The following is a 22555-nucleotide window of genomic DNA, read 5'->3' on the forward strand; positions in this document are numbered from 1 at the left end:
CCCCGGCGCGCCGGGGGAGCGATGGGTTAGTCGTGCTGCTGCAGGTAAACCACCTGGGTTTGCAGATACTCATGCAGACCGTGTTTACCGTCGGCGCCGCCAATGCCGGACTTACGCCAGCCCGCGTGGAAGCCCTGCATCGCCTCGAAGTTTTCGCGGTTGATATAGGTTTCGCCAAACTGCAGACGCTTAATGGCCTTCATGGCGGTATTCAGATCCCGGGTGTAGATCGATGACGTCAGGCCGTAATCGCTGTCGTTAGCCATGGCGATGGCCTGCTCCAGGGTATCGAAGGTCGCCACCGGCAGCACCGGGCCGAAGGTCTCTTCGTGCATGATATCCATGGACTGTTCAACGTCCACCAGCAGGGTCGGCGGATAAAAATAGCCTTTGCCCTGCGGCGCTTCACCGCCCAGCGCCAGACGGGCGCCCTGCTCCACGGCGCGCTGCACTTTCTGCTGCACCCGGGTCAGCGCGGCCTGGTTGATCAGCGGCCCCATTGCGATATCGTCGCGCCGGGCCGGGTCGCCAAACTGCGCCTCGCTCAGCACCTGCTGCATCCGCTCGATAAAGCGCGGATAGATCCCTTTCTGTACGTAAACGCGCTCGGCGCAGTTACACACCTGCCCGCTATTAATCACCCGCGAGTCGGCAATGGCCTTCACCGCCAGTTCCAGATCGGCATCGTCCATCACGATGGCCGGAGCTTTGCCCCCCAGTTCCAGACAGACTTTGGTAATATTTTTGGCCGCCGCCGTCATGATCTTCTCGCCCGCCGCCACGCTGCCGGTCATACTGACCATCGCCACCTTCGGGTTGCCCGCCAGCTCCTGGCCCACGGTTTCGCCACGCCCCAGCACCATGCTGAACACGCCGCGCGGCAGGCCGACCTGGTGGACGATCTCGGCAAAAATGATGGCGTTGCCCGGGGTAAATTCGCTGGGCTTCACCACGATGGTGTTGCCGGTAATCAGCGCCGGCGCCAGTTTGCGGGCGATCAGAAAGAACGGGAAGTTCCACGGTAGAATACCGGTGGTTGCCCCCAACGCCCGCTTAAAGACCAGGATATTTTCCCCGGGACGGTCGCTCTGTACAATCTCCCCTTCATAACGACGCGCCCACTCGGCCATATACTCCATATAGTCAGCGGTAAAGGCGACTTCAACGGCGGCGAGCTGCTGCGTTTTGCCCCCTTCCGCCACAATCACCCGGGCGATCTCGTCGCCCCGTTCACGAATACCCGCCGCGATTTTGCGCAACCAGCCTGCGCGCTCAATGGCAGGTAGCGCTTCCCATTCCGGCTGGGCCCGTTCAGCGGCCTCAATGGCGCGCCGGGCATCTTCAGCCGTGCCATCGGGAATACGGGCGATAATCTCTTCAGTCGATGGGTTAATTACATCCATCCAGTCACTGCTCTGACCATTCTGGAATTCGCCATCGATATACATTTGATAAGTAACGGGTTCAGTCATCGCCTCTCTCCTGGGTGAGGTATAAACGTTAACAAAGGATAAGGTGAATTTATTGTTAAATAACTTAAAGATTCAGGTGAATAAATGGCAGAGCAGAAGAGAAATTTGTGACCATCATCGAATAAAATGTCGCGATGTGCCGGGGATAGCGTCGCGGAGGTTGCGCAGAGATGACCGTTTGCGCCAGAAGCAGCCCAAACGGTCATTGCCGTTATAACATTGAACGCTGACGCAGCAGGCCGGTCAGACGGCTATCGTCAATCATTGCCTGCCAGGCAGCCTCCACCTGGAGCGGAATATCGACGTGTTCGATAAAGTCGCGGCCGTTAGGGCCATAGCCCTGTTCGTCATCACGCAGGCGCGGGATCTCCCCCAGCAACAGTGCCAGATAGCGTTCCGGCAGCCACAGCCCGTCGCTGTTGCCGGCGTAGCTCAGACTGCGCTTACCGTTCACCACTTCGGGTACAAAGCCGGGGTAACCTATCCAGCGCGGCGCCATAGCCTCGCCGCGCCAGACCCGGGCAAAGGTCGCCAGGGTACGCCGCATCATAGTCGGATCCTGAATCACTATCGCACTGGTCGGGGTAATGCCGCTTTGCGCCATCAGTTCCCGGGTGCACTGCGCATTTTCGCCGCAGTTGGTGGATCGGGTCTCGGTATGCAGCCGCTCTTGCGGCACGTTCCAGAATTCCCGGGCAATATCCGCGAGAATCGCCGCTTCCGAACGTCCAGTGGTGGGAATGGTGTTATAGCGGGGATGCTGAGCAATCGCCGAATAGAGGAACGTGGTCGAATGGCCGATGCCGCCGCTTATCACCAGCGGCAGGGAGCTTCCGGCGGCCAGCCGACAGGCGGCGTCAATCGTTGGAATCGCCGCATTGCCCGCCAGGATAATCGCCCCAGCCCTCCCGACATTCGGTTCAGCGCTATAGTCATCCTGCGCCAGCCAGCGACCCAGAGTGTTGACCGCGTTCAGCGTTTCCCCATCAAGTGTGGGAAAGGTCGTTATCATTATCATCACTCCTTACGTAAAACCAGCGGCCATGGTAACGCCTGACATAGCGGCATTCGCAGAGATGAATCCTAAACCGCAGGTAAATTTTTGACGGCTTGCGCACAGAATTCCCATCAGGTTGAAATAACCAGAAACATCTAAAAATTGCCCGGTTGCACCCTGATAACAGACCGGACCAGCGGCTGTTTTTTATCCTTTTATTTTACTATTCACTGAAAATACAGAATAAAACTCCATTACCAGCGCCTGTTTTTAGGGATTCTATCAGGATTTCCTCTTGCCAAATGTTACAGCAAACCCCAGCATTATTAACAATTTTATAACCCTCACGTCCGTAGAGGTTGCACCCGATTTGGCGATTCGGTGTTACTCGCGGAACCCAGTAGCGAGGAAAAGACCATGACAACCCATGAAAACAGCGCCGCTATTCTGCGTAAGAATAAGAAGGTACTTATCGCCAGTCTGACCGGTAGCTCCATCGAGTGGTTCGACTATTTTCTGTATGGCACCGCGGCCGCGCTGGTGTTTAACAAGATTTTCTTCCCGATGGTGGACCCGGTGATTGGGCTGATGCTCTCCTGGCTCTCCTTTTCCCTGACCTTTTTTATTCGCCCCATCGGCGGCGTGCTGTTCGCCCATATCGGTGATCGCATTGGTCGTAAAAAAACCCTGGTGCTGACCCTGTCGCTGATGGGGGGCGCCACCGTGATGATCGGCCTGCTGCCCACCTATGAGAGTATCGGCATGTGGGCACCGGCACTGCTGATTCTGATGCGGGTAATCCAGGGGCTGGGCATTGGCGGTGAATGGGGCGGCGCCCTGCTGCTGGCCTATGAGTATGCGCCGGAAAAGCGTAAAGGTTTTTTTGGCAGCATTCCCCAGGCGGGAGTCACTATCGGCATGCTGATGGCGACTTTTATTGTTTCGCTGATGACGATGTTTAACGAAGAGCAGTTCCTGAGCTGGGGCTGGCGCATTCCGTTTCTGATGAGTTCGGTACTGGTGATTCTGGGGTTGTGGATCCGTAAGGACATCGACGAAACCCCGGACTTTAAGAATCTGAAACGCAGCGGTCAGGTCAGCAAGGCGCCGCTGCGGGCCACGCTGCAACACCACTGGCGCGAAGTGCTGATCGCCGCCGGACTGAAAGTGGTGGAAACCGCCCCCTTCTATATTTTTTCTACCTTTGTAGTCAGTTACGCCACCAGCACGCTGAGTTACGAAAGATCCCAGGCGCTGGAGTCGGTGACCCTGGGGGCGCTAATAGCCACCGTGATGATCCCGCTAATGGGGCTACTTTCCGACAGGATTGGCCGTAAGCGCACCTATACCATGGGCGTGGTGCTGATGGGGCTGTTTATCGTTCCCTGGTTTATGTTGCTGGATACCGGCACCACCTGGGGCATTATGCTGGCGACGGTGATTGCCTTCGGTATTCTTTGGGCGCCGGTCACGGCGGTGCTGGGCACCCTGTGTTCGGAAATCTTCCACGCCAGCGTCCGTTATACCGGCATTACTCTGGGGTACCAGCTGGGCGCCGCGCTGGCTGGCGGCACCGCGCCGCTTATCGCCACAGGACTGCTGGCAAGCTCCGGCGGCGACTGGACTCCGGTAGCCTGGTATATGGCAGTGACCGTATTGATATCGCTGCTGGCAATCTTCTTCGCCACCCGCCAACGCACGCCCCGGGCGCCGGACGGTCAGACCCATCTTTCCTGATAATCAGAGGGCGTATCTGGCAGATTAAATTCCGGTAACCAGCAGATCCAGAGCCGCAATAATCTCAGTGCGCAAGGATTGCGCGCTACCTACCGGAGTTCGTGCCAGCCTTTGCCTGTCCACGCTGGTCATCAGATCCATTAGCACCAGACACTCTTTACCCTCAATGCTCAGGCAAAGATGGATGCCCTTAACGGGAACCAGCCCGCCGCGATGGGCCAATGGAACAACCAGACGGGTGCTCAGGGCATCAAAAAGATCATGCTGAAGCACCATAAAATAGGGGTAATGCTCCCGTCCCCGACCGTGGTTACAATAGACATCAAACTGCGTCATCACAGAATGCCTTCATCATCTGAAAACAGGCCTGCCTTCTGGATAAAGCGATTATGCGATTCAAAAGCCGCCTGATTTTCTTCAAGATAGCGTACCCTACGCGCCTCTTTTAACTTTTCCTGTAAAGAGTGTTCCAACAGGGCCGACAGGTTAATCCCGCAGGCGCGTGCTTCCTGCAACAGATCGGCGCGAATGGTGACATTGGTTCTTTTCTTATCCGTGACGCGATATGCCATAACACGCCTCCTGAGTGTGTATAGATGATGTGTATAAATATTGTGCTCCGGGAAACTCAACATTGCAAAAACAACCACTGAACCCTGCGTAACGCCACGCAAAAAAACGGGGCGCCCTCACTGGCGCCCCGTTTCAACCGTTGACCACTCAAACGCTAATCTGCTCCATGGCCTGCAGCACCCGCTTATCGGAAACCGGATAAGGAGTGCCGAGCTGCTGGGCGAAGTAGCTGACCCGTAGCTCTTCAAGCATCCAGCGGATCGCCTGTACCTCTTCATCTTCCCGACGGGCCGCGGGGAGTTTGTTCAGCCACTGGCGCCAGGCCTGCTGCACCTGTTCCACCTTCAGCATCTGGGCGCGGTCGCGATGCGGATCCACCGCCATCTTCTCCAGCCGCTTCTCGATTGCCTGTAAATAGCGCAGGGTATCGCCCAGCCGCTGCCAGCCGTTGCCAGTGACGAAGCCGCGATAGATTAGCCCGCTCATCTGGGCCTTAATATCCGACAGCCCCAGCGCCATGGTCATATCCACCCGCCCTTTCAGGCGTTTATTAATGGCAAAGACCTCGCTCAGGATACGCTCCACCTGCTGCGCGATATCGACCACCGCGTCGTTAAGTTCGGCGCGGACTTTGTCGTGCAGGCGATTAAAACCGGCTTCGTCGTAGACCGGGCCGCCGGCCTGCTCAATCAGGCGGTCCACCCCACAGGCAATGCAGTCGTCAATCAGATCCAGCACCTTACCGTAGGGGTTAAAGTAGAGCCCGAGCTTCGCTTTGTTGGGCAGCTTTTCGTGCAGATATTTGATGGGCGATGGAATATTCAACAGCAGCAGACGTCGCAGGCCGCGCCACATGGCATGCCGCTGTTCCTGAGGGTTGTCGAACAGCTTAATGCCGACGCTCTCTTTTTCATCCACCAGCGCGGGCCAGGCTTTCACCTTGTAGCCGCCGCGCTTCTGCTCGTAGCTTTCCGGCAGCGTGCCGAAGCTCCAGAGGTGCAGTCCGCTCTGTTCGATACCGTCATCCGCCACCGCGGAAAGGGTCTCCTGTACTTTTCCTTTCAGCGCCCCTTTCAGGGCCTCAAGATCCTTGCCTTCACGCAGGGGCTTATTGCGTTCATCCACCACCCGGAAGGTAATTTTCAGGTGATCGGGCACCATATCCCACTGCCAGGCATCGCGCTCGACGGTCACGCCGGTCATACGGCGCAGCTCGCGCTCCAGGCTTTCCAGCAGCGGCATTTCCAGCGGCGTAACGCGCCCCAGGAAGGCTTCGGCGTAGTTCGGCGCCGGAACAAAATTGCGCCGCACCGGTTTCGGCAGCGACTTAATCAGGGCGATAATCAGATCGCGGCGCATCCCCGGCACCAGCCATTCGAAACCGCTCTCCTCCACCTGATTCAGCACCGGCAGCGGAATATGGACCGTAACGCCGTCGGCATCGGCCCCGGGTTCAAACTGGTAGCTCAGGCGCAGCTTCAGATTGCCCTGATGCCAGAAGTTGGGATAGTCGAGCGAGCTGACCTTATCCGCCCCTTCCTTAATCAGCATGCTCTTTTCAAAGTTGAGCAGCTCCGGGTTTTCCCGGCTGGCCTTCTTCCACCAGCTATCGAAATGGCGGCCCGAGATAGCCTCATGACCGATGCGCTGGTCGTAGAATTCGAACAGCGTATCGTCATCCACCAGAATATCGCGCCGCCGGGAGCGATGCTCCAGCTCCTCGACTTCGGCCCGCAGCTTCTGATTTTCCCGGAAGAAGGCGTGGCGGGTCTGCCAGTCGCCTTCCACCAGCGCATGGCGGATAAACAGTTCACGACACAATACGGGATCGATCTGGCTGTAGTTCACCTTACGCGCCGCCACAATGGGCAGGCCGAACAGGGTTACCTTTTCGCTGGCCATGACCGCGCCCTGACTGCGTTCCCAGTGAGGTTCGCTATATGAACGCTTAATCAGATCCCCGGCCAGCGGCTCGATCCATTCGGGATCGATGCGCGCGGCGATACGCCCCCACAGTCGGCTGGTTTCCACCAGCTCCGCCACCATGGTCCATTTGGGCGGCTTCTTAAACAGCCCGGAGCCCGGGAAGATCGCAAACCGGGCATTGCGGGCGCCGGTGAACTCCTGTTTATCGGTATCTTTCATACCGATATGGGAAAGCAGGCCGGTCAGCAGCGCGCAGTGCACCGAGCGATAGTCGCCGGGCTCGCTATTGACCGGAATCCCCAGTTCTTTTACCACCTGGCGTAGCTGGGTGTAGATATCCTGCCATTCGCGCACCCGCAACCAGTTCAGATAGTCGCTGCGGCACAGGCGGCGGAACTGGTTGCCGGACAGCGCTTTCTGCTGCTCCAGCAGGTAGTTCCACAGATTAACCCAGGCCAGGAAGTCAGACTCTTTATCCTGGAAACGGCGATGTTTTTCATCGGCGGCCTGCTGTTTTTCCTGAGGCCGCTCGCGCGGATCCTGAATCGAGAGCGCGGCGCTGATAATCATCACTTCACGCACGCAACCAAACTGGCTCGCCGCCAGCACCATTCGCGCCAGGCGGGGGTCCACCGGCAGACGCGCCAGCTGGCGCCCGGTGTCGGTCAGACGATAGCCGTCATGCCGGGGATCGCTGGCAATCGCCCCCAGCTCTTCCAGCAGCCGAACCCCGTCCTGGATATTGCGTTTGTCCGGCGCTTCCACAAATGGAAAAGCGCCGATATCCCCCAGCCCCAGCGCCGTCATCTGCAAAATGACCGAGGCCAGGTTAGTGCGCAAAATTTCCGGATCGGTAAATTCCGGGCGCGACAGGAAATCGTCTTGCGAATAGAGCCGGATGCAGATCCCTTCCGATACGCGGCCGCAGCGCCCTTTACGCTGGTTGGCCGAAGCCTGAGAGACTGGCTCGATCGGCAGGCGCTGCACTTTGGTGCGATAGCTGTAGCGGCTGATGCGGGCAGTACCCGGATCGATTACATACTTAATCCCCGGCACCGTGAGCGAGGTTTCCGCCACGTTGGTGGCCAGCACAATGCGCCGCCCGCTGTGAGACTGGAACACCCTATTCTGTTCGCTATTCGAGAGTCGGGCATAGAGCGGCAGAATCTCGGTATGGCGCAGATTAAGCCGGGTCAGGCCGTCGGCGGTATCGCGAATTTCCCGCTCGCCGCTCATAAAGATCAGGATATCTCCGGGCCCTTCCCGGCCCAGTTCCTCCACGGCATCGTATATCGCCTGAAGCTGATCGCGTTCAGTGTCCTGGGCCTCTTCCACAATGGGGCGGTAGCGCACCTCCACCGGATAAGTACGGCCGGAGACTTCAACAATCGGCGCCTGGTTAAAGTGGCGTGAAAAGCGCTGCGGATCGATAGTCGCCGAGGTAATAATCACTTTCAGATCGGGGCGACGCGGCAGCAGCTCTTTCAGGTAGCCCAGCAGAAAGTCGATGTTCAGACTGCGTTCATGGGCTTCGTCAATAATAATGGTGTCGTACTGCATCAGCAGCCGGTCCTGCTGGATCTCCGCCAGCAGAATACCGTCGGTCATCAGCTTCACCATAGTGTTGTCGCCAACGTGGTCGGTGAAGCGCACCTTATAGCCTACGCAGCCGCCCGGTTCGGTCTGGAGCTCTTCGGCAATACGGTTAGCCACGGTTCGGGCCGCCAGACGGCGGGGTTGAGTGTGGCCAATCAGGCCTTTAATCCCCCGCCCCAGCTCCATACAGATTTTTGGCAACTGGGTGGTTTTACCGGAGCCGGTCTCCCCCGCCACTATGGTGACCTGATGGTCGCGCACCGCTTCCAGGATCGCCTGCTTTTTCTGGCTAACCGGCAGATTTTCTGGGTAGACGATGGCCGGGCACGCGGCTTTGCGCAGCAGGATTTTACCGGCTGCGGTTTCTATCTCCTGGGCCAGTTGATCAAAAACGGCCTGGCGAGACTCAGTATTTTTAACCTTTTTCGCCCCGTGAAGACGGCGGGCGAAGCGGGCTTTATCGCTTAGCATCAGATCGTCGAGGCGAGCCTGAAGACTGGCGAATGAGGCTGTGTTTTGTTCCATGATTCAGATACAACGCAGGAAAGCTGAATAGATAATTAGCCGTAGTTTACCATAGCGGGCTGCCGTGCGACTTGTTCAAAAAAATTGAATTCAGGGTTCGATATATTACGCTATCACTGTAGCCCAATCATGAATAGCATGGACTCATGCAACGGAAAACGTTCCGATAACCGCAAAGTAAGGAATCAGTGAATGAGTAAAGTATTAGTTCTGAAGTCCAGCATCCTGGCAGGCTATTCGCAGTCCAACCAGATTTCCGACTACTTTATTGAACAGTGGCGTGAAAAACACAGCGCAGACCAGATTACCGTGCGCGACCTGGCCGCCGACCCGATTCCGGTACTGGACGGTGAACTGGTTGGCGCCATGCGTCCGGGCGATGCGCCGCTGACTCCCCGTCAGCAGGAAGCGCTGGCCCTTTCCGACGCGCTGATTGCCGAACTGCAGGCACACGATATCGTGGTCTTTAACGCGCCGATGTATAACTTCACTATTCCGACTCAGTTGAAGAACTACTTCGATCTGATAGCCCGCGCCGGCGTCACTTTCCGCTACACCGAAAACGGTCCGGAAGGTCTGGTCACCGGTAAACGCGCGGTAGTAATCTCCAGCCGCGGCGGCGTTCATAAAGATGGCCCGACCGATCTGCTAACGCCGTACGTTAAACTGTTCCTGGGCTTTATTGGTATCACCGACGTGAACTTCATCTTCGCGGAAGGCGTCGCCATGGGGCCGGAAATCGCCACCCAGGCGCAGAACGACGCCAAAGCTGCAGTGGACTCGGTGGTTAACGCCTGACAGGCGTCAGAACAGAACGCGACCCCGCCATAAATGGGCGGGGTTTTTTATGGCTCCGGGAAGCAAAAGAGGCAATAGTTACGCCACCGGCGATTTCAGTTCCGCCGCATTCAACTCTCCGCAACGAAACAGCCCCTGTAGATTACGTACCCCCGCCTTCTGATAAATTCGCGAACGATGGGCATAAATCGTTTTCGGGCTCAGATTGAGCTCTTTCGCAATGCTTTCAACCCGTCGGCCCTTCAAAATCAGGCGAATAATTTGATGTTCACGGTGCGTAAAGCGGGACAGCAGTTGCCCGCTATTCATCTTCTGCGGTACCGATTGTTGTAGAATAAAATCCAGCAGGATTTGCTTAATTGCTCCCACCGGGGCTCCTTTGGTCAGGCAGTAATCCACTTCGGAGACCGCCAGCTCTTTATGGAGCACCAGCATCACAGAACGGAAGACCTTCATCCCCTGTAACAGTTCAAGAATATGAGAATTACCGATCAGCCGGACATCGTAGTCAGCAATAAGCAGGCGATCCTCGCTCTTCATTGCATCCTGAAAATCCATCTGAAATACACTTTCACAATGCACGACATTATAGATCGTCCCTTTTTTGCTCAGAATTTCTGGCAGCATCGAATGAATCAAATACTTCACTGCTAAATAAAAATAATTATCAGCCGTAATAATAGTAATTGTGGATTCCTGACATGCACGATCTACGTCACTGCTCAATTGTTTCCCCATGTGATTCTCCATAACAAACCATGGATTTCGTCATTCCATTACAACAATCAATCTAGAATAATTAATCAACCATGTATATATGACGCAAATACTCTTTTGCGAGGAAAAATCCTGGCACAGATAAATTAAAATTTCTTAATATTTACCTTTGAATGCAATCCTGAGACAGATTTTCCATCTTTACCTGAAATCAGAAAACCTTACCACCCTTATTCTATTTTCGTTTAATAACATAAAGATAATTATAAAAACTGCAATCATTACATTCACATAGCCGTTACAATCACATAGCGCAACCCTTAAGTAGTGATTATTAATATTTCAACCAATTTCGAATCTCGTCAAGAAAATTCTTATTCATCATGATTCCGGACAGCACTGCCCCTCATTTTTCTGGTGATAAAAAAGAGAAAAACCGCATGCCCATCATGTCTGCGCCACTGTTCATAGCACTATTTGCAAAAAAAACACCCTCAAAAAACAAAAAAGTAACAAATTTAAAACTTTTTGTTATCATTGAAAACCGACACGGCTTGACAGTCATTCCTTCATTTATTACCTAAACGTACTGTTCCAGGAATAGCCAGTCATAGGATTTTTCCTCATCACTAGTAGTTAGTCATTGAGAAACTACTTATTTAGAGATAAAAAGTAAGGCCGATTCCCAAACGGCAAATGTGCTTTAGTGGATTCTGCAAAAAAACCAGGATTATTTTCCCAAATGACCGCCCAATAGTTATGATGAACATCACAAATCACCTGTAATCATTCTGAAATCACAACCATTTAGCACCATCAGGAAATTGAGATTATATTCTCAGGATTATTTTCCCTGCCGAATAACAGTAAAGAAATTCATCTTATTTTTAAGAAAAACGCCAGCCAGCGCTTTACAGCAAACCAGGACAATCTTAATATCCAATTGTCGATAACAATCCGCCTCAGCCTTCAGAAAAGAAAGCTGTGTATTGCCACATATATTTGTGGCCGTAAATTTATCGTCTTCATCAACTAAGCAGAGCATCAATAAGCATAAAGATAGTGCTGTTATGCGAATGCAGGTTTATTCCGCAAGGGTATTTCAATATACATGGAGTTTGTACAATGAACATCAAGAAAACATTACTGGCTGCCGCTTTAGCTTCTGGCGTATTCGGCACTCAGGCTCTGGCAGCCGATGGCACTATCTATTTCGAAGGCAAGCTGACCGCCACCACCTGCGACATCACCGTAGACGGTCAGGCGTCACCGGCCACCGTGGTTCTGCCGGAAGTCAGCACCTCACTGCTGCAGACCCTGGGCGAAACGACCGCAGACACCGGCTTCAGCATTGAGCTGGCTAACTGCACCGGCGTCACCAGCACCTCTACCGCCGCAGCGTTCTTCGAAAACGGCTCTACCGTCGATACCACCACCTATAACCTGCTGAACACTGACGAAGGCGTGACCGATGGCGCGACCAACGTTCAGCTGCAGCTGCTGGATCAGCAGACCGAGCAGCCGCTGCAGGTGGGTAACACCAGCCAGACCACCAACACCACCCGTATCGATATGAGCAGCGGCTCTGCCAGCCTGCCATATACCGTACGTTACTACGCCATGGGCGCCACCACCCCGGGTACGGTAAAAAGCCAGGTTAACTTCAGCATCGATTACGAATAATCGTACCTGAAATTCCTCCTGTTAAGGATACAGGCGAGCGCAATGCTCGCCTGCAAAAAAGGACTTAAGCGATGAAAATGAAATTACTGCCCACCACTCTCGCCCTGCTTTCCACGCTTGTGGCCTTTTCCGCACACAGTGCCATTATTATTGCCGGTACCCGCGTCGTTTATCCGGAAAAGGATAAAGAAGTTTCGATCAAGATGACCAATAACGGCAAGGCGCCGGTATTAATTCAGTCGTGGATCGACTCCGGCGATCGTAACTCCCGACCGGACAACGCCCAGGCACCCTTTACTTTGACGCCGCCCATTAACCGCGTCGATCCCGGCAAGGGCCAGTCGCTGCGTATCCGCTATACCGGCGAGCCGCTGCCCAAAGATAAAGAGTCTGTCTTCTATCTTAACGTGCTGGAAATTCCCGCGAAGGTGAAGAACGCCGAAGGCAAGAGCATGCTGCAAATGGCATTCCGTTCACGTCTGAAGTTGTTCTTCCGCCCGGATGGATTACCTATAAGCGCCAGCGACGCGCAACAGCAGGTGAAGTGGTCCCGCCAGGGCACTACGGTCACCGCCACCAACCCCAGCCCCTATTTTATTAACGTCGCTTATTTCTCTGACGACCGCGAGGGGAAAAAGAGCATTGGCAGCGGCGGCATGATAGCCCCTGGCGCTACCAAAACCTTTACCTTAAGCCGCAGCGAAGGGAATTACTATCCATTTATTATCAACGACTTTGGCGCCATGCGCGTTATTGATAGCGAAAAAAAGTAGTGCCGGAAAACAGATGATAAAGCGCAGTACAGGAAGATATTATGGAACGGAACCTTAACCTTAAGATCAACGGCACGCTGAAGCTTTGCCCGTTAGCGATTGCCATTGCTACGGCATATTTTCCTGTCGCCCAGGCCGCTGATGCCTCTTTTGTCGAATTTAATACCAACTTTATGAGCCCCGACAGCAAAAGCCGGATCGATATTGCCCGCTATGAGAAAGGCGTACCGGTTCCTGGAAAATATAACGTCGAGGTGCTGATTAATGGCGTCGCTATGGGGCGCTACGACCTGCAGGTGTCGGACGGCTCTGGCGCCCTGCCGGACGGCGCAATCTGCCTGACTAAAAAGACCTTTATTAATCTGGAAATTAATATCGAGAAACTCTCGAAAGCGTCGCTGGAATTACTGAATGGCGCCGACGATGACCAGTGTCTGCCCGTGGACCAGATTCTGCCGGAGGCGTCATTCGATCTGGATACCGGCGAACAGATGCTCTCCCTGGCGGTGGCCGATATCTATCTGATTAAGCGCCCGCGCGGCTACGTTAACCCGGCGCTGTGGGATCAGGGCATTACCGCCGGTATTCTGAACTACAACGCCAACTTTTATCGTAGCGTGACCCGCAATAACGAAAGCGACGCGCTCTATGCCGGTATTAACAGCGGCTTTAATATTATGGGCTGGTATTTTCGCCATAACGGCAGTCTGAGCTGGCAGGAAGATGCCGGCCGCCGCTATCAGTCGCTGGATACCTACGTGCAGCGCGATATTGTGCCATTAAGCAGTCGTTTAACCCTGGGAGACGCCCATACCACCGGCGAACAGTTCGATACCCTCGCCTTTCGCGGTATTCAGTTAGCCAACGCCGAGCAAATGCTGCCTGACTCCCAGCGCGGCTATGCGCCTTTAATTACCGGTATCGCCAGAACCAACGCCCGGGTAAAGGTGATGCAGCAGAATCGCCTGTTGTATGAAACCACGGTGGCGCCGGGCGCCTTTGAAATTAACGATCTCTACCCTACCGGTTACGGCGGCGATCTGGAAGTGATTATCGAAGAGGCCGACGGTTCAGTACAGCGCCAGAGCATCCCCTTTGCCTCGACCAGTAACCTGCTACGACCGGGCATTACTCACTACAGCGCCACCGTCGGCCATCTGCGTAAGGGTTGGGTCGAGGATGAGCCCCTGCTCGTCGAATTCACCTGGCGCCGCGGGCTTTCCAACCGCTTTACGGCCTATAGCGGCATTCAGGGCAACGAAGACTATAAGGCGGCCCAGCTGGGGCTGGCCGTAGGCACTCCTGTGGGCGCCTTTTCCTTCGACGTCACCCACGCCAGAAGTACGCTGCCGAAACAGTATGAAAGCTTTGGCCGCTCGATGTCCGGCGAAAGCTATCAGCTTAAATACAGCCATATGATTCAGCAGACCGGCAGCAATATCAGCGTGGCGGCTTATCGCTTCTCTACCGAAGGCTATATGGATTTTATGACCGCCATGCAGCTACGCGAAGCGATGGATAATAACGATCGCCAGATAGAACTGTACCGGCCCAAAAGCCGCCTGGGGTTAACCGCCAACCAGCGGCTGCCGGAAGGCTGGGGAAACTTTTACGCCAGTCTGTATCAGCAGGACTACTGGAATCAGCGCGGTAGCGATCGCCAGTACCAGTTTGGCTATAACAACCATATTGGCCGTATCAACTACAGCCTGAGCGCCAGCCGCAACCGTAACGGCGAAGGCGAATACGAAACCCGCTATATGCTGAGTATGAGTATCCCCTTCTCCAGCGACAGCCTGTTTAGCCAGATGTCGGTCAACCTGAACCGGGATAACGACGGGCGACTGCGCGAACAGGTGGGTCTGAGCGGCACCGCGCTGGAAAACAACGCGCTGAGCTATAGCGTCAGCGCCGCTAACGCCAATAAGGGCGGCTCCAGTAGCGGCGCCTTTAACAGTTCGCTGCGCACCCCCTGGACCACGCTACAGGCTTCTGCCGGGGCGGGCAAACACTACCATAACTACTCGCTGGGCATGAACGGAACCGCCGTGCTGCACAGCGGCGGCGTTACGCTGTCACCCTACAGCGGCGATACCATGGCGCTGGTGGAAGCGAAAGGCGCCAAAGGCGCCGCCGTCAGCAACTATCCCGGCGTCAGGATCGATCGCTTCGGCTATGCGGTAGTGCCCTATCTTAACGCCTGGCAGATGAATGAAATCAGCATCGATCCCAAAGGGTTACCCGACGATGTGGAGCTGAATCTGACCAGTCAGAAAGTGGCGCCCTACAGCGGCGCCGTGGTTAAGCTCAGCTATGGCACCACTATGGGTACGCCGGTCCTGATCGTGCTGGATAACGACAGTCACGTACCGTTCGGCGCGGATGTATTTGACGGCGAACAGAACGCCGTGGGCGTAGTAGGCCAGGGAAGACGCATCTTCGCCCGCCTGGCCCAGCAGAGCGGTCAGTTGAAGGTTCGCTGGGGCGAAGCGCCGCATCAGCAGTGCCTGCTGAATTACCAGTTACCGAACCGCGCTAAAGCGAACAATAGCGGCATGTTGACCCTCAACGGCCGCTGCGTGGCGCGTTGATCCCGATTTAAGGAAAAAGACCATGCGGATACCACACGGATTTTTACGCCAGGCCAGCGCCACTGGCGCGCTGATCGCAGGCGCTTTACTTTACAGCGCGTCGGCCAGCGCGCTGGTGACCTGTACCGTTCCGAGAGTCAATGGCGTCGATGTTGGCACGCCACCGGATTATGTGGAACTCAATGTTCCCATTCTTTCCAGCAGCGTGACCGTCAGCGCGCTGCGCGATCTGCCTTTTGGCAGCGAGCTATTTTCACAGCGGATAACCAATATCGGCGCCATGTCCACCACCTACAGTAACTGCACATCAAATTCGGGCACCAAAGAGAGCTTCAGCGTGGTGACTAAAATTGAATTTGAAAATGGCGCACCGGCTGCCGTTGGGCAACTTAACGGCTATGACATTTATGAAACCGGCACGCCTGGTATCGGATACAGTCTGGTCTGGCGGGACAACACCATTGCCCGCTCTCTCCCCCAGGAAAAAAGCGTTACATCGGACAGCGAGCTGCCCTATGCAAATAGCCTGAACATAGGGTTAGGCTACTTCTATCTGGCGCTGGTGAAAACCGGGGATATTCCAGCCGGAACCTGGAATCTACCCATTGATATTCCTGCCATTATCACTTATGCCCAACCGGGTGAAAATATGGCGGCAGACTTTAATGTTAAAGGCCAGCGCATCCGTATCAGCGGCTCTCTTAATGTGGTTGCCGGTAGCTGCCAGACGCCGGATGTCTATGTGCAATTAGGCGAATACGAGATAACCGAAGAGATACAACAGGTGACCTGGAGCTCCCCCTGGAAGGAGTTCAATATTCAGCTTATCAATTGCCCGGTAATGGCTGGTCGCTACGAAGATTTTTTGAGCTTTACCGGCGCCACTAATAGCTGGGCTGGTGAAGGCAGCAGTAATACTTTTGTGGGCGACCCCTGGTATCCCACCGTTATTGCCTATCGTCTGGATCCGGTTAATGAAAAAGGTTACACCTACGGCGGTGATACATGCGTAAAAACCGATGCGGTCGCCAATGGCGCTGAAGGCGTTTGCATTGAGATACATGATATCTCTCTTCAAAATGCAGGCATGGGCTTAAGCAACGCGCTGGCTGAAAGTAATTACGACTGGCGCGGTAAAGCCTTTTTGAATCAGTTTTACCTGGGCAGCAACGCTACCAGCTATACCATTCCATTACGGGCCCGTTATTCGCGCATTCGTCAGACCTCGGCCAGCGGTACTGTCGTCCCGCTAAAAGCGGGCCCCGCCAACGCCGCCGTCGAGTTCACCATATTCTATGAATAACCGGCCTGGCCAATCCGCGCAGCCCCGGTGCTGCGCGGACTTCATTCAGTCTTTCCGCTCCGATTTCGCCGCCAGCCCCTTATCAAACACCAGCGCTTTGCGATCCGGCTCCACCTCACGCAACGGCTCTACCTGATGCAGCGTCTGCTGGCAGCGCAGCACCAGCGCCTGGTATTCCGCCGTGCCGCGCCGCTTCCAGTCGATCTCTTCCGGGCGCAGCGCACGCACCACTCTGGCCGGGCTGCCCAGAATCAGACTGGCTTCGGGAAACTCCGCCTTCGCCTTCACAAAGGCGGCGGCGCCGATAATACTGTTGGCGCCTATCTGCGCGCCATCCATCACCACCGCGTTCATTCCCACCAGCACGTTTTTACCAATATGGCAGCCGTGCAGAATGGCGCCGTGGCCGACGTGGCCCTCCTCGTCTACCAGGGTTTCCTGTTGGGGAAAGCCGTGCATCACGCAGTTATCCTGAATATTGGCGCCGTCTTTCACCACAATGCGTCCGAAATCGCCGCGCAGCGAAGCATTGGGGCCGACCCACACGCCGTGGCCCAGAATGACATCGCCAATCAATACCGCCGTAGGGTGAACATAGCTGTCGCCGGGCACTACAGGCGTCAGCCCGTCTATCTGATATATCGGCATTCGACCTCCTTATTCCGGCGGTTGCAGGCCGCCAAAACGCTGGAACCAGCCGCTGCCCGGCGGCGGCAGTTCGCCCACCGTGGTTTCGCTGTTGGCGCTGACCCAGGTCAGCGCGCCGGGCGCGGTCCGTTGATAGATATTAATACACAGCTGGCGCGCGCTCTGGCCGAGCCAGTGCGGCGGCAGCAGCTCGTCCGGCAGTAGCGGATCTTTCAGTACCACCCGCCGGTAAAAATGAATCAGCAGTAGTTGCAGATTAAAACTGCGCGCCGGGGTCAGTTCATCGCCCGCCTCGCGCAGCAGCGGCAGTAGTGGCCGGAAGGTGTCGATAAATTCGCCGTAGTGCGCATTCTTATCGCTCAGTTGCCAGCAGCTCTCCACCCTTGATTTCAGGGCGCTGTGCGACAGCGGCAGCGGCGCCGTGGCCTCGAAGCAGATAACGTTTTCCGCTACCCCACACTCATGCAGAAAGCTTTGCACCTCCGCCATCCGCTGGGAAGGCGACGCCATCAGGTTCGGGGTCAGCGTTCCAAAGCCCTGCCACATCAGCTCTTTTTTTACCTGCAGCATCCGGTTTTTCTCCAGCCCTTCCGACAGCAGCAGCAGCCATTTACCGTCCCACTCCGGCTGAGCGGCGCGGTAGATTTTGCTTTCCGCGCGCCTGGCCTGGCGGCGCCCCGACTCCGTCAGCCGGTAGTAGCTGCGACGCCCGACCCGCTCCACCTCCAGCCAGCCCTCTTTATTCAGACGAAACAGCGAAGTGCGCACAAAGCGTTCGCCAAAGCCCAGCCCCTCCAGCTGCGTCGCCAGGCTACCCAGCCAGACCTCGCCGCCGCGATGCAGCAGCGCATCGCCATACAGAGAGATAATCAACGAGGTTCCGCTAATGGAGCCGGCATTCAGCGCCTGCTGTAAAAAGTTGTCCAGTTTGCTCATTGCGATACATCCTGAAGCGCATCAAATTCAATAATGAATCATGGTATCTAAAAACAGTGTTAAATCATTATATTATGCCGTCATCCAGATGTGATATGGTTCACAGATTCAACTATTGTCTGATAAAAACCCGCGCCAGGAATGGCGAGGCGGTGAACGCTCAACTAACGTTTGGTTTGCGGTTGTCATCTGACGCCGTTTCGAGTGTTGTGAAACGACTACCCCGCCTTTAACGGCGGGGATTTTTTTGTAACATCTTACGATGACAATACCCGCCCCTGAAGGGAATAATCAGATGGACGAGAATCTGTCTGTGTTCCCCATCACTCTTCATCATATTAACGCTATACTTTGGCTGTAAGCTGCGTCATGGTGTCATTTTTTGATACTATCCCTTTATGAACAAACGACATCAAAAGACGCTGTCCGATCTGTTCAAACACCCGGTGAGTGGATCGATAAAATGGTCAGAGATTGAATCTCTGTTTATTGCTCTCGGGGCAGAGATCCATGAACGTGAAGGTTCAAGAATTGCTGTTTTATTACGGGGTGAAAAACGGATATTTCACCGCCCGCACCCAAGGCCAACCACCGACAAGGGAGCAGTAAACGCTATCAGGATATGGTTAGATGTATTAGGAATAAGACCATGATCAATATACTTAAAATCGACGGCCATCAGGCAATCATCACCTTTGACCCTGAAATTGAGATGTTCCGCGGTGAATTTACCGGGCTCAATGGCGGCGCCGATTTCTACGCCAGGAGCGTAGATGAGCTAAAAAAAGAAGGCGAAGAATCACTGCGTATATTCCTTGATGAATGCCGTAAAGATGGAATAGCCCCCTATAAATCTTTTAGCGGTAAGGTGACAACCCGCCTGACCCCGGAGCGCCATCAGGCACTGACTATCGCCGCACAGGCTACGGGGATGTCCATTAATGAAATGTTGAATGAAGGCGTTGACCTGGTACTTAAAAAACACGCATAGCGTGCATTACCCGCCCGGCATACAGAAGTCACAGGATGCCGGGCGGATATTTACTGATTCGCCGCCGGGCGCAAATCCGCGACCCGCAACGCTTTCCCTTCCGAACGCGGCAGCGAGCCGCAGTTAACGATAGCAATATCGGTACTGATGCCAACCATCGATTTAATCCGCCGCCGCAGGTGATTACAGATCTGGCAGCGCTGCTCCTGGTTCAGCGTCAGGCTGCTTTCGCGCAGCTCCACCTTAATCGCCAGCGAATCCAGATGACCATGGCGGTGCACCTCCAGTTGATAATGAGGCGCCAGATGTTCGATTTTGAAAATCTCCTCTTCCAGCTGTGAAGGGAAGACATTAACGCCGCGAATAATCAGCATATCGTCAGAGCGCCCGGTGATGCGATCCATACGGCGCATGGTGCGCGTACTTCCCGGCAGCAGGCGGGTCAGATCCCGGGTGCGGTAGCGAATCACCGGCAGCGCCTCTTTGGTCAGGGTGGTGAACAGCAGTTCCCCCTGCTCGCCGTCGGCCCGCGGCTCCCCGCTGGCGGGATCGACAATCTCCGGATAAAAGTGGTCTTCCCAGATAGTCGGCCCGTCCAGCGAGTCGATGCACTCCATCGCCACCCCCGGCCCCATCACCTCTGAAAGTCCGTAGATATCGAGCGCGGTAATGCCCAACCGCCGTTCGATCTCCGCCCGCATGCCCTGAGTCCAGGGCTCGGCGCCGAATACCCCCACCCGCAGCGAGCAACCGCTGGCGTCGCCGCCCATCTGGCGCTCCAGCTCCTCAATCAGGTTCAGACACCAGGAAGGGGTCACCATCAGGATATCCGGCCGGAAGTCGCGAATCAGCTGGGCCTGTTTTTCGGTCTGCCCGCCGGACATCGGGATCACCGTCGCCCCCAGTCGTTCAGCGCCATAGTGGGCTCCCAGACCGCCGGTAAACAGCCCGTAGCCGTAGGAGACATGCACCTTGTCGTGCGGCGTACCGCCAGCGGCGCGCAGCGATCGCGCCACGATATCGGCCCAGTTATCGATATCCTTTTGGGTATAGCCCACCACCGTGGGTTTACCCGTCGTGCCGGAGGAGGCGTGGATCCGCACTATCTGCTCCATCGGCACCGCAAAAGTGTCGAACGGATAGTTGTCGCGCAGGTCCTGCTTGGTGGTGCAGGGAAACAGCCGGATATCGCTCAGCTGTTTAAAGTCGTCGGGGTGCACTCCAACGGCGTCAAACTTGCGACGATACATAGGGACATTGCGATAAGCGTGCTCCAGCGTCCACTTCATGCGCCGGGTCTGCAACGCCTGTAGCTCGTCCAGAGACGCGGTTTCAATGGGATCTGTTGTCATTGTAGGGTACTCACAGGTGAATAATTGTTATCCGGCGTTCAGTCGGTGGGCGCGACCGCGAAACAGCGCCACCGCTTTTGCCTGTTGGTTTATTATCTCAATATCATAAACGCCGGTCCGTCGTCCCTGATGGCGTGCCCGGGCCGTGGCGGTGAGCACATCTCCGGCCTGCGCCGGGCGCAGAAAATCGATGCTGCACCCGGCCGCCACCGCCGCCACCCCCTGACTGTTGCAGGCGTAGGCGAAGGCGGTATCCGCCAGCGCAAACAGCTGTCCGCCGTGGCAGGTGCCGTGACCGTTAAGCATCGTCTCAGTTACGGTCATCGTTAACGTCGCATAGCCATCGTCCATTTCCACTATTTCGATGCCCAGCGCCCGGGCGCAGTTGTCGCGGGCGTACATCTCACGAGCCTGTTGCCAGGGATCACTGTGCATAAGGTTGCTCCATCAGACTGCGTTCGCGTAGCAGTGAACAGGGTCGATAACGCTCTTCACCGTAGTGGCGCTGCAACCGTTCCAGAATGTCCAGTACCCGGCGCCAGCCGAGTACCGCCCCCCAGGCCAGCGGCCCCATGGGGTAGTTCACCCCCAGTCGCAGGGCAGTATCGATATCCTGTTCGCTGGCTACCCCTTTTTGCAGGGCATCCAGCCCTTCATTCACCAGCATGGCGACCGTGCGCCACACCAGCATGCCGGGGTAATCGTTAATCAGCAGCACCTGTTTATCCCACTGTTGCAGCAGATGCAGGGCCTTCGCGGTCTGGTTCGGGGGGTTTTGCGGCGCGGCGGCGGCCACCAGTAACGGCGAACGCTGATAGTCGGCGGCCAGATCGAGCAGTACCACCGCCCGCCCCAGCCGCTGTGCTTCAGCGCCCGCGCTGTCGCCCCGGGACAACATCAACACGACATCATCGTCCAGTTCGATAACCGCCTTATTTGTGACATTGTCACTAATGGCGATCGGTGCGACCAGCGCCTCCAGCCCGGCAAACCAGCCTTCCCGGCTACGCCGGATCTGCCGTGCAGAGGCCGCTGCAGGCTCGGGCGCAACAAACGGCAGCGCCGACGGGTTTCGCGGCCAGCCATAAACCCCCTGACCGCTCTTTTGCCCCAGCCGCCGCCCCAGCACCAGCTCCTGCTGATGCAGCGACGGCAGAAAGCGGCGATCCTGCCAGAAACCATTAAATACCGAGCAGGTGACGGCGAAGTTCACGTCCTGGCCGATCAGATCGGTTAGCTCCAGCGGCCCCATGGGAAAGCCGCCGGACTCACGCAACGCGGCGTCCAACACCTCTGGCGGCGCCACCTGCTGTTCCAGCGCCCGCCAGGCCTCGGCGTAGAACGGTCGCGCCACCCGGTTGACGATAAACCCCGGCGTGGCCTGGCAGCGTACCGCCGTTTTGCCCCAGCGCTGCGCCAGTTCGCACAACGCAGAGGCCGTCTGTTCGCTGGTTTCCAGCCCGCTGACCACCTCGACCAGCTTCATGACCGGCGCCGGATTAAAAAAGTGGAATCCCGCCACCCTGCCAGGATCCGGTACGGCGCTGGCGATAGCGGTAATCGAAATGGATGAGGTATTGGTGGTCAGCAGGGTTCCGGGATCGCAGAGGTTCGCCAGTTCCGCCAGCAATTGCTGTTTGACTTCCAACTGCTCCAGCGCCGCCTCAATCACCACCCGGCACTCCGCCAGTTGGCTGAGTTCGCCCACCCCCTGGATACGCGCCAGAATCCCCTGGCGTTCCGTCTCTGCCATTCTCCCTTTCGCCACCCGCTTAGCCAGCGCGCTATCGATACGGGCAATGCCCTGACGGGTCGCCTGTGGCGAAATATCGTAGAGGCGTACCGGATGACCATGGCTGGCCGCCACCTGGGCGATGCCCGCCCCCATGGCGCCACTGCCCACCACGCCGATAACGGCCTGTTCACTGATGTTCATC

At 55.9% G+C, this 22555-nt stretch carries 20 protein-coding genes; 9 read left to right on the forward strand and 11 right to left on the reverse strand.

What is annotated here, in order from left to right; all coding sequences use genetic code 11:
* Positions 1 to 26 precede the first annotated feature (26 nt).
* Positions 27 to 1472, reverse strand: coding sequence for an aldehyde dehydrogenase (gene aldA, locus SCU88_RS12890; protein WP_138097646.1), 1446 nt, complete (start codon positions 1470 to 1472; stop codon positions 27 to 29).
* A 211-nt stretch (positions 1473 to 1683) separates the two neighbouring features.
* A complete protein-coding gene (locus tag SCU88_RS12895; protein ID WP_138099253.1) occupies positions 1684 to 2487 on the reverse strand; it encodes a YdcF family protein in 804 nt (267 codons plus the stop codon).
* 399 nt (positions 2488 to 2886) lie between these two features.
* Here SCU88_RS12895 and SCU88_RS12900 point away from each other — a divergent pair, with 399 nt between their 5' ends.
* Positions 2887 to 4206 carry an MFS transporter gene (locus SCU88_RS12900; RefSeq protein WP_175340544.1) on the forward strand — a complete coding sequence of 440 codons (1320 nt, stop codon included), beginning with the start codon at positions 2887 to 2889 and terminating at the stop codon, positions 4204 to 4206.
* A gap of 24 nt (positions 4207 to 4230) precedes the next feature.
* On the opposite strand, the gene SCU88_RS12905 is transcribed toward SCU88_RS12900, so the two are convergent.
* The 3 genes from SCU88_RS12905 to hrpA form a co-directional block, all read right to left on the reverse strand.
* Positions 4231 to 4542, reverse strand: coding sequence for a CcdB family protein (locus SCU88_RS12905; protein ID WP_138097652.1), 312 nt, complete (start codon positions 4540 to 4542; stop codon positions 4231 to 4233).
* The gene (locus SCU88_RS12910; RefSeq protein WP_138097653.1) at positions 4542 to 4778 is read right to left on the reverse strand and encodes a type II toxin-antitoxin system CcdA family antitoxin; all 237 of its coding nucleotides are present in this window, start codon (positions 4776 to 4778) and stop codon (positions 4542 to 4544) included. The genes SCU88_RS12905 and SCU88_RS12910 overlap by 1 nt, the downstream gene beginning before the upstream one ends.
* Before the next feature lie 148 nt (positions 4779 to 4926).
* Complete coding sequence (gene hrpA, locus SCU88_RS12915; protein ID WP_175340545.1) at positions 4927 to 8826, reverse strand: ATP-dependent RNA helicase HrpA; 3900 nt, start codon at positions 8824 to 8826, stop codon at positions 4927 to 4929.
* A 192-nt stretch (positions 8827 to 9018) separates the two neighbouring features.
* Between hrpA and azoR the strand changes: the two genes are divergently transcribed.
* Entirely contained in the window at positions 9019 to 9624 is a 606-nt protein-coding gene (gene azoR, locus SCU88_RS12920; RefSeq protein WP_138097655.1) for an FMN-dependent NADH-azoreductase, read from the forward strand.
* Positions 9625 to 9702: 78 nt separating this feature from the next.
* Here azoR and SCU88_RS12925 read toward each other — a convergent pair whose 3' ends face one another.
* Positions 9703 to 10362 carry a LuxR C-terminal-related transcriptional regulator gene (locus tag SCU88_RS12925; RefSeq protein WP_168198825.1) on the reverse strand — a complete coding sequence of 220 codons (660 nt, stop codon included), beginning with the start codon at positions 10360 to 10362 and terminating at the stop codon, positions 9703 to 9705.
* 362 nt (positions 10363 to 10724) lie between these two features.
* On the opposite strand from SCU88_RS12925, the gene SCU88_RS12930 reads away from it, so the two are divergent.
* The 5 genes from SCU88_RS12930 (at position 10725) to SCU88_RS12950 (ending at position 16691) form a co-directional block, all read left to right on the forward strand.
* Entirely contained in the window at positions 10725 to 10925 is a 201-nt protein-coding gene (locus SCU88_RS12930; protein WP_175340546.1) for a hypothetical protein, read from the forward strand.
* Positions 10926 to 11466: 541 nt separating this feature from the next.
* Complete coding sequence (locus SCU88_RS12935; protein WP_241666519.1) at positions 11467 to 12024, forward strand: fimbrial protein; 558 nt, start codon at positions 11467 to 11469, stop codon at positions 12022 to 12024.
* 71 nt (positions 12025 to 12095) lie between these two features.
* Complete coding sequence (locus SCU88_RS12940) at positions 12096 to 12797, forward strand: fimbria/pilus periplasmic chaperone (RefSeq protein WP_175340547.1); 702 nt, start codon at positions 12096 to 12098, stop codon at positions 12795 to 12797.
* A gap of 41 nt (positions 12798 to 12838) precedes the next feature.
* A complete protein-coding gene (locus SCU88_RS12945) occupies positions 12839 to 15388 on the forward strand; it encodes a fimbria/pilus outer membrane usher protein (RefSeq protein ID WP_175340548.1) in 2550 nt (849 codons plus the stop codon).
* 22 nt (positions 15389 to 15410) lie between these two features.
* Positions 15411 to 16691 carry a type 1 fimbrial protein gene (locus tag SCU88_RS12950; RefSeq protein ID WP_175340549.1) on the forward strand — a complete coding sequence of 427 codons (1281 nt, stop codon included), beginning with the start codon at positions 15411 to 15413 and terminating at the stop codon, positions 16689 to 16691.
* A gap of 45 nt (positions 16692 to 16736) precedes the next feature.
* Here the strand turns inward: SCU88_RS12950 and paaY are convergent, their stop codons facing one another.
* Together paaY and paaX are read right to left on the reverse strand one after the other, a co-directional pair.
* Positions 16737 to 17339 carry a phenylacetic acid degradation protein PaaY gene (gene paaY / locus SCU88_RS12955; RefSeq protein WP_138097660.1) on the reverse strand — a complete coding sequence of 201 codons (603 nt, stop codon included), beginning with the start codon at positions 17337 to 17339 and terminating at the stop codon, positions 16737 to 16739.
* Positions 17340 to 17348: 9 nt separating this feature from the next.
* Positions 17349 to 18275 (reverse strand): phenylacetic acid degradation operon negative regulatory protein PaaX, encoded by a 927-nt coding sequence (gene paaX / locus SCU88_RS12960; protein WP_175340550.1) that lies wholly within the window; start codon positions 18273 to 18275, stop codon positions 17349 to 17351.
* A 398-nt stretch (positions 18276 to 18673) separates the two neighbouring features.
* Between paaX and SCU88_RS12965 the strand changes: the two genes are divergently transcribed.
* Together SCU88_RS12965 and SCU88_RS12970 are read left to right on the forward strand one after the other, a co-directional pair.
* On the forward strand, positions 18674 to 18928 hold the full coding sequence (locus SCU88_RS12965) for a type II toxin-antitoxin system HicA family toxin (protein WP_138097662.1): 255 nt from the start codon (positions 18674 to 18676) through the stop codon (positions 18926 to 18928).
* Positions 18925 to 19266, forward strand: a complete 342-nt coding sequence (locus SCU88_RS12970; RefSeq protein ID WP_138097663.1) for a type II toxin-antitoxin system HicB family antitoxin — start codon at positions 18925 to 18927, stop codon at positions 19264 to 19266. Before SCU88_RS12965 ends, SCU88_RS12970 begins: the two co-directional genes overlap by 4 nt.
* A 50-nt stretch (positions 19267 to 19316) precedes the next feature.
* On the opposite strand, the gene paaK is transcribed toward SCU88_RS12970, so the two are convergent.
* From paaK to SCU88_RS12985, 3 genes are read right to left on the reverse strand one after another with little or no spacing between them, the layout of a single operon-like run.
* Entirely contained in the window at positions 19317 to 20618 is a 1302-nt protein-coding gene (paaK, locus tag SCU88_RS12975; protein WP_175340551.1) for a phenylacetate--CoA ligase PaaK, read from the reverse strand.
* 27 nt (positions 20619 to 20645) lie between these two features.
* Positions 20646 to 21053 (reverse strand): hydroxyphenylacetyl-CoA thioesterase PaaI, encoded by a 408-nt coding sequence (gene paaI / locus SCU88_RS12980; RefSeq protein ID WP_175340552.1) that lies wholly within the window; start codon positions 21051 to 21053, stop codon positions 20646 to 20648.
* A complete protein-coding gene (locus tag SCU88_RS12985; RefSeq protein ID WP_175340553.1) occupies positions 21043 to 22554 on the reverse strand; it encodes a 3-hydroxyacyl-CoA dehydrogenase in 1512 nt (503 codons plus the stop codon). The genes paaI and SCU88_RS12985 overlap by 11 nt, the downstream gene beginning before the upstream one ends.
* Between the last annotated feature and the right edge of the window lies 1 nt (position 22555).

The organism is Jejuibacter sp. L23, from assembly GCF_050815825.1.
In the GTDB taxonomy this organism is placed as follows: Bacteria; Pseudomonadota; Gammaproteobacteria; order Enterobacterales; family Enterobacteriaceae; genus Jejubacter; species Jejubacter calystegiae.

Excerpts from the sequence above, each read along its gene's own strand:
- aldA (WP_138097646.1), bottom strand. The coding sequence starts at position 1,472 with ATGACTGAACCCGTTACTTATCAAATGTATATCGATGGCGAATTCCAG.
- SCU88_RS12900 (WP_175340544.1), top strand. The coding sequence starts at position 2,887 with ATGACAACCCATGAAAACAGCGCCGCTATTCTGCGTAAGAATAAGAAG.
- SCU88_RS12905 (WP_138097652.1), bottom strand. The coding sequence starts at position 4,542 with ATGACGCAGTTTGATGTCTATTGTAACCACGGTCGGGGACGGGAGCAT.
- SCU88_RS12910 (WP_138097653.1), bottom strand. The coding sequence starts at position 4,778 with ATGGCATATCGCGTCACGGATAAGAAAAGAACCAATGTCACCATTCGC.
- hrpA (WP_175340545.1), bottom strand. The coding sequence starts at position 8,826 with ATGGAACAAAACACAGCCTCATTCGCCAGTCTTCAGGCTCGCCTCGAC.
- azoR (WP_138097655.1), top strand. The coding sequence starts at position 9,019 with ATGAGTAAAGTATTAGTTCTGAAGTCCAGCATCCTGGCAGGCTATTCG.
- SCU88_RS12925 (WP_168198825.1), bottom strand. The coding sequence starts at position 10,362 with ATGGGGAAACAATTGAGCAGTGACGTAGATCGTGCATGTCAGGAATCC.
- SCU88_RS12930 (WP_175340546.1), top strand. The coding sequence starts at position 10,725 with ATGATTCCGGACAGCACTGCCCCTCATTTTTCTGGTGATAAAAAAGAG.
- SCU88_RS12935 (WP_241666519.1), top strand. The coding sequence starts at position 11,467 with ATGAACATCAAGAAAACATTACTGGCTGCCGCTTTAGCTTCTGGCGTA.
- SCU88_RS12940 (WP_175340547.1), top strand. The coding sequence starts at position 12,096 with ATGAAAATGAAATTACTGCCCACCACTCTCGCCCTGCTTTCCACGCTT.
- SCU88_RS12945 (WP_175340548.1), top strand. The coding sequence starts at position 12,839 with ATGGAACGGAACCTTAACCTTAAGATCAACGGCACGCTGAAGCTTTGC.
- SCU88_RS12950 (WP_175340549.1), top strand. The coding sequence starts at position 15,411 with ATGCGGATACCACACGGATTTTTACGCCAGGCCAGCGCCACTGGCGCG.
- paaY (WP_138097660.1), bottom strand. The coding sequence starts at position 17,339 with ATGCCGATATATCAGATAGACGGGCTGACGCCTGTAGTGCCCGGCGAC.
- paaX (WP_175340550.1), bottom strand. The coding sequence starts at position 18,275 with ATGAGCAAACTGGACAACTTTTTACAGCAGGCGCTGAATGCCGGCTCC.
- SCU88_RS12965 (WP_138097662.1), top strand. The coding sequence starts at position 18,674 with ATGAACAAACGACATCAAAAGACGCTGTCCGATCTGTTCAAACACCCG.
- SCU88_RS12970 (WP_138097663.1), top strand. The coding sequence starts at position 18,925 with ATGATCAATATACTTAAAATCGACGGCCATCAGGCAATCATCACCTTT.
- paaK (WP_175340551.1), bottom strand. The coding sequence starts at position 20,618 with ATGACAACAGATCCCATTGAAACCGCGTCTCTGGACGAGCTACAGGCG.
- paaI (WP_175340552.1), bottom strand. The coding sequence starts at position 21,053 with ATGCACAGTGATCCCTGGCAACAGGCTCGTGAGATGTACGCCCGCGAC.
- SCU88_RS12985 (WP_175340553.1), bottom strand. The coding sequence starts at position 22,554 with ATGAACATCAGTGAACAGGCCGTTATCGGCGTGGTGGGCAGTGGCGCC.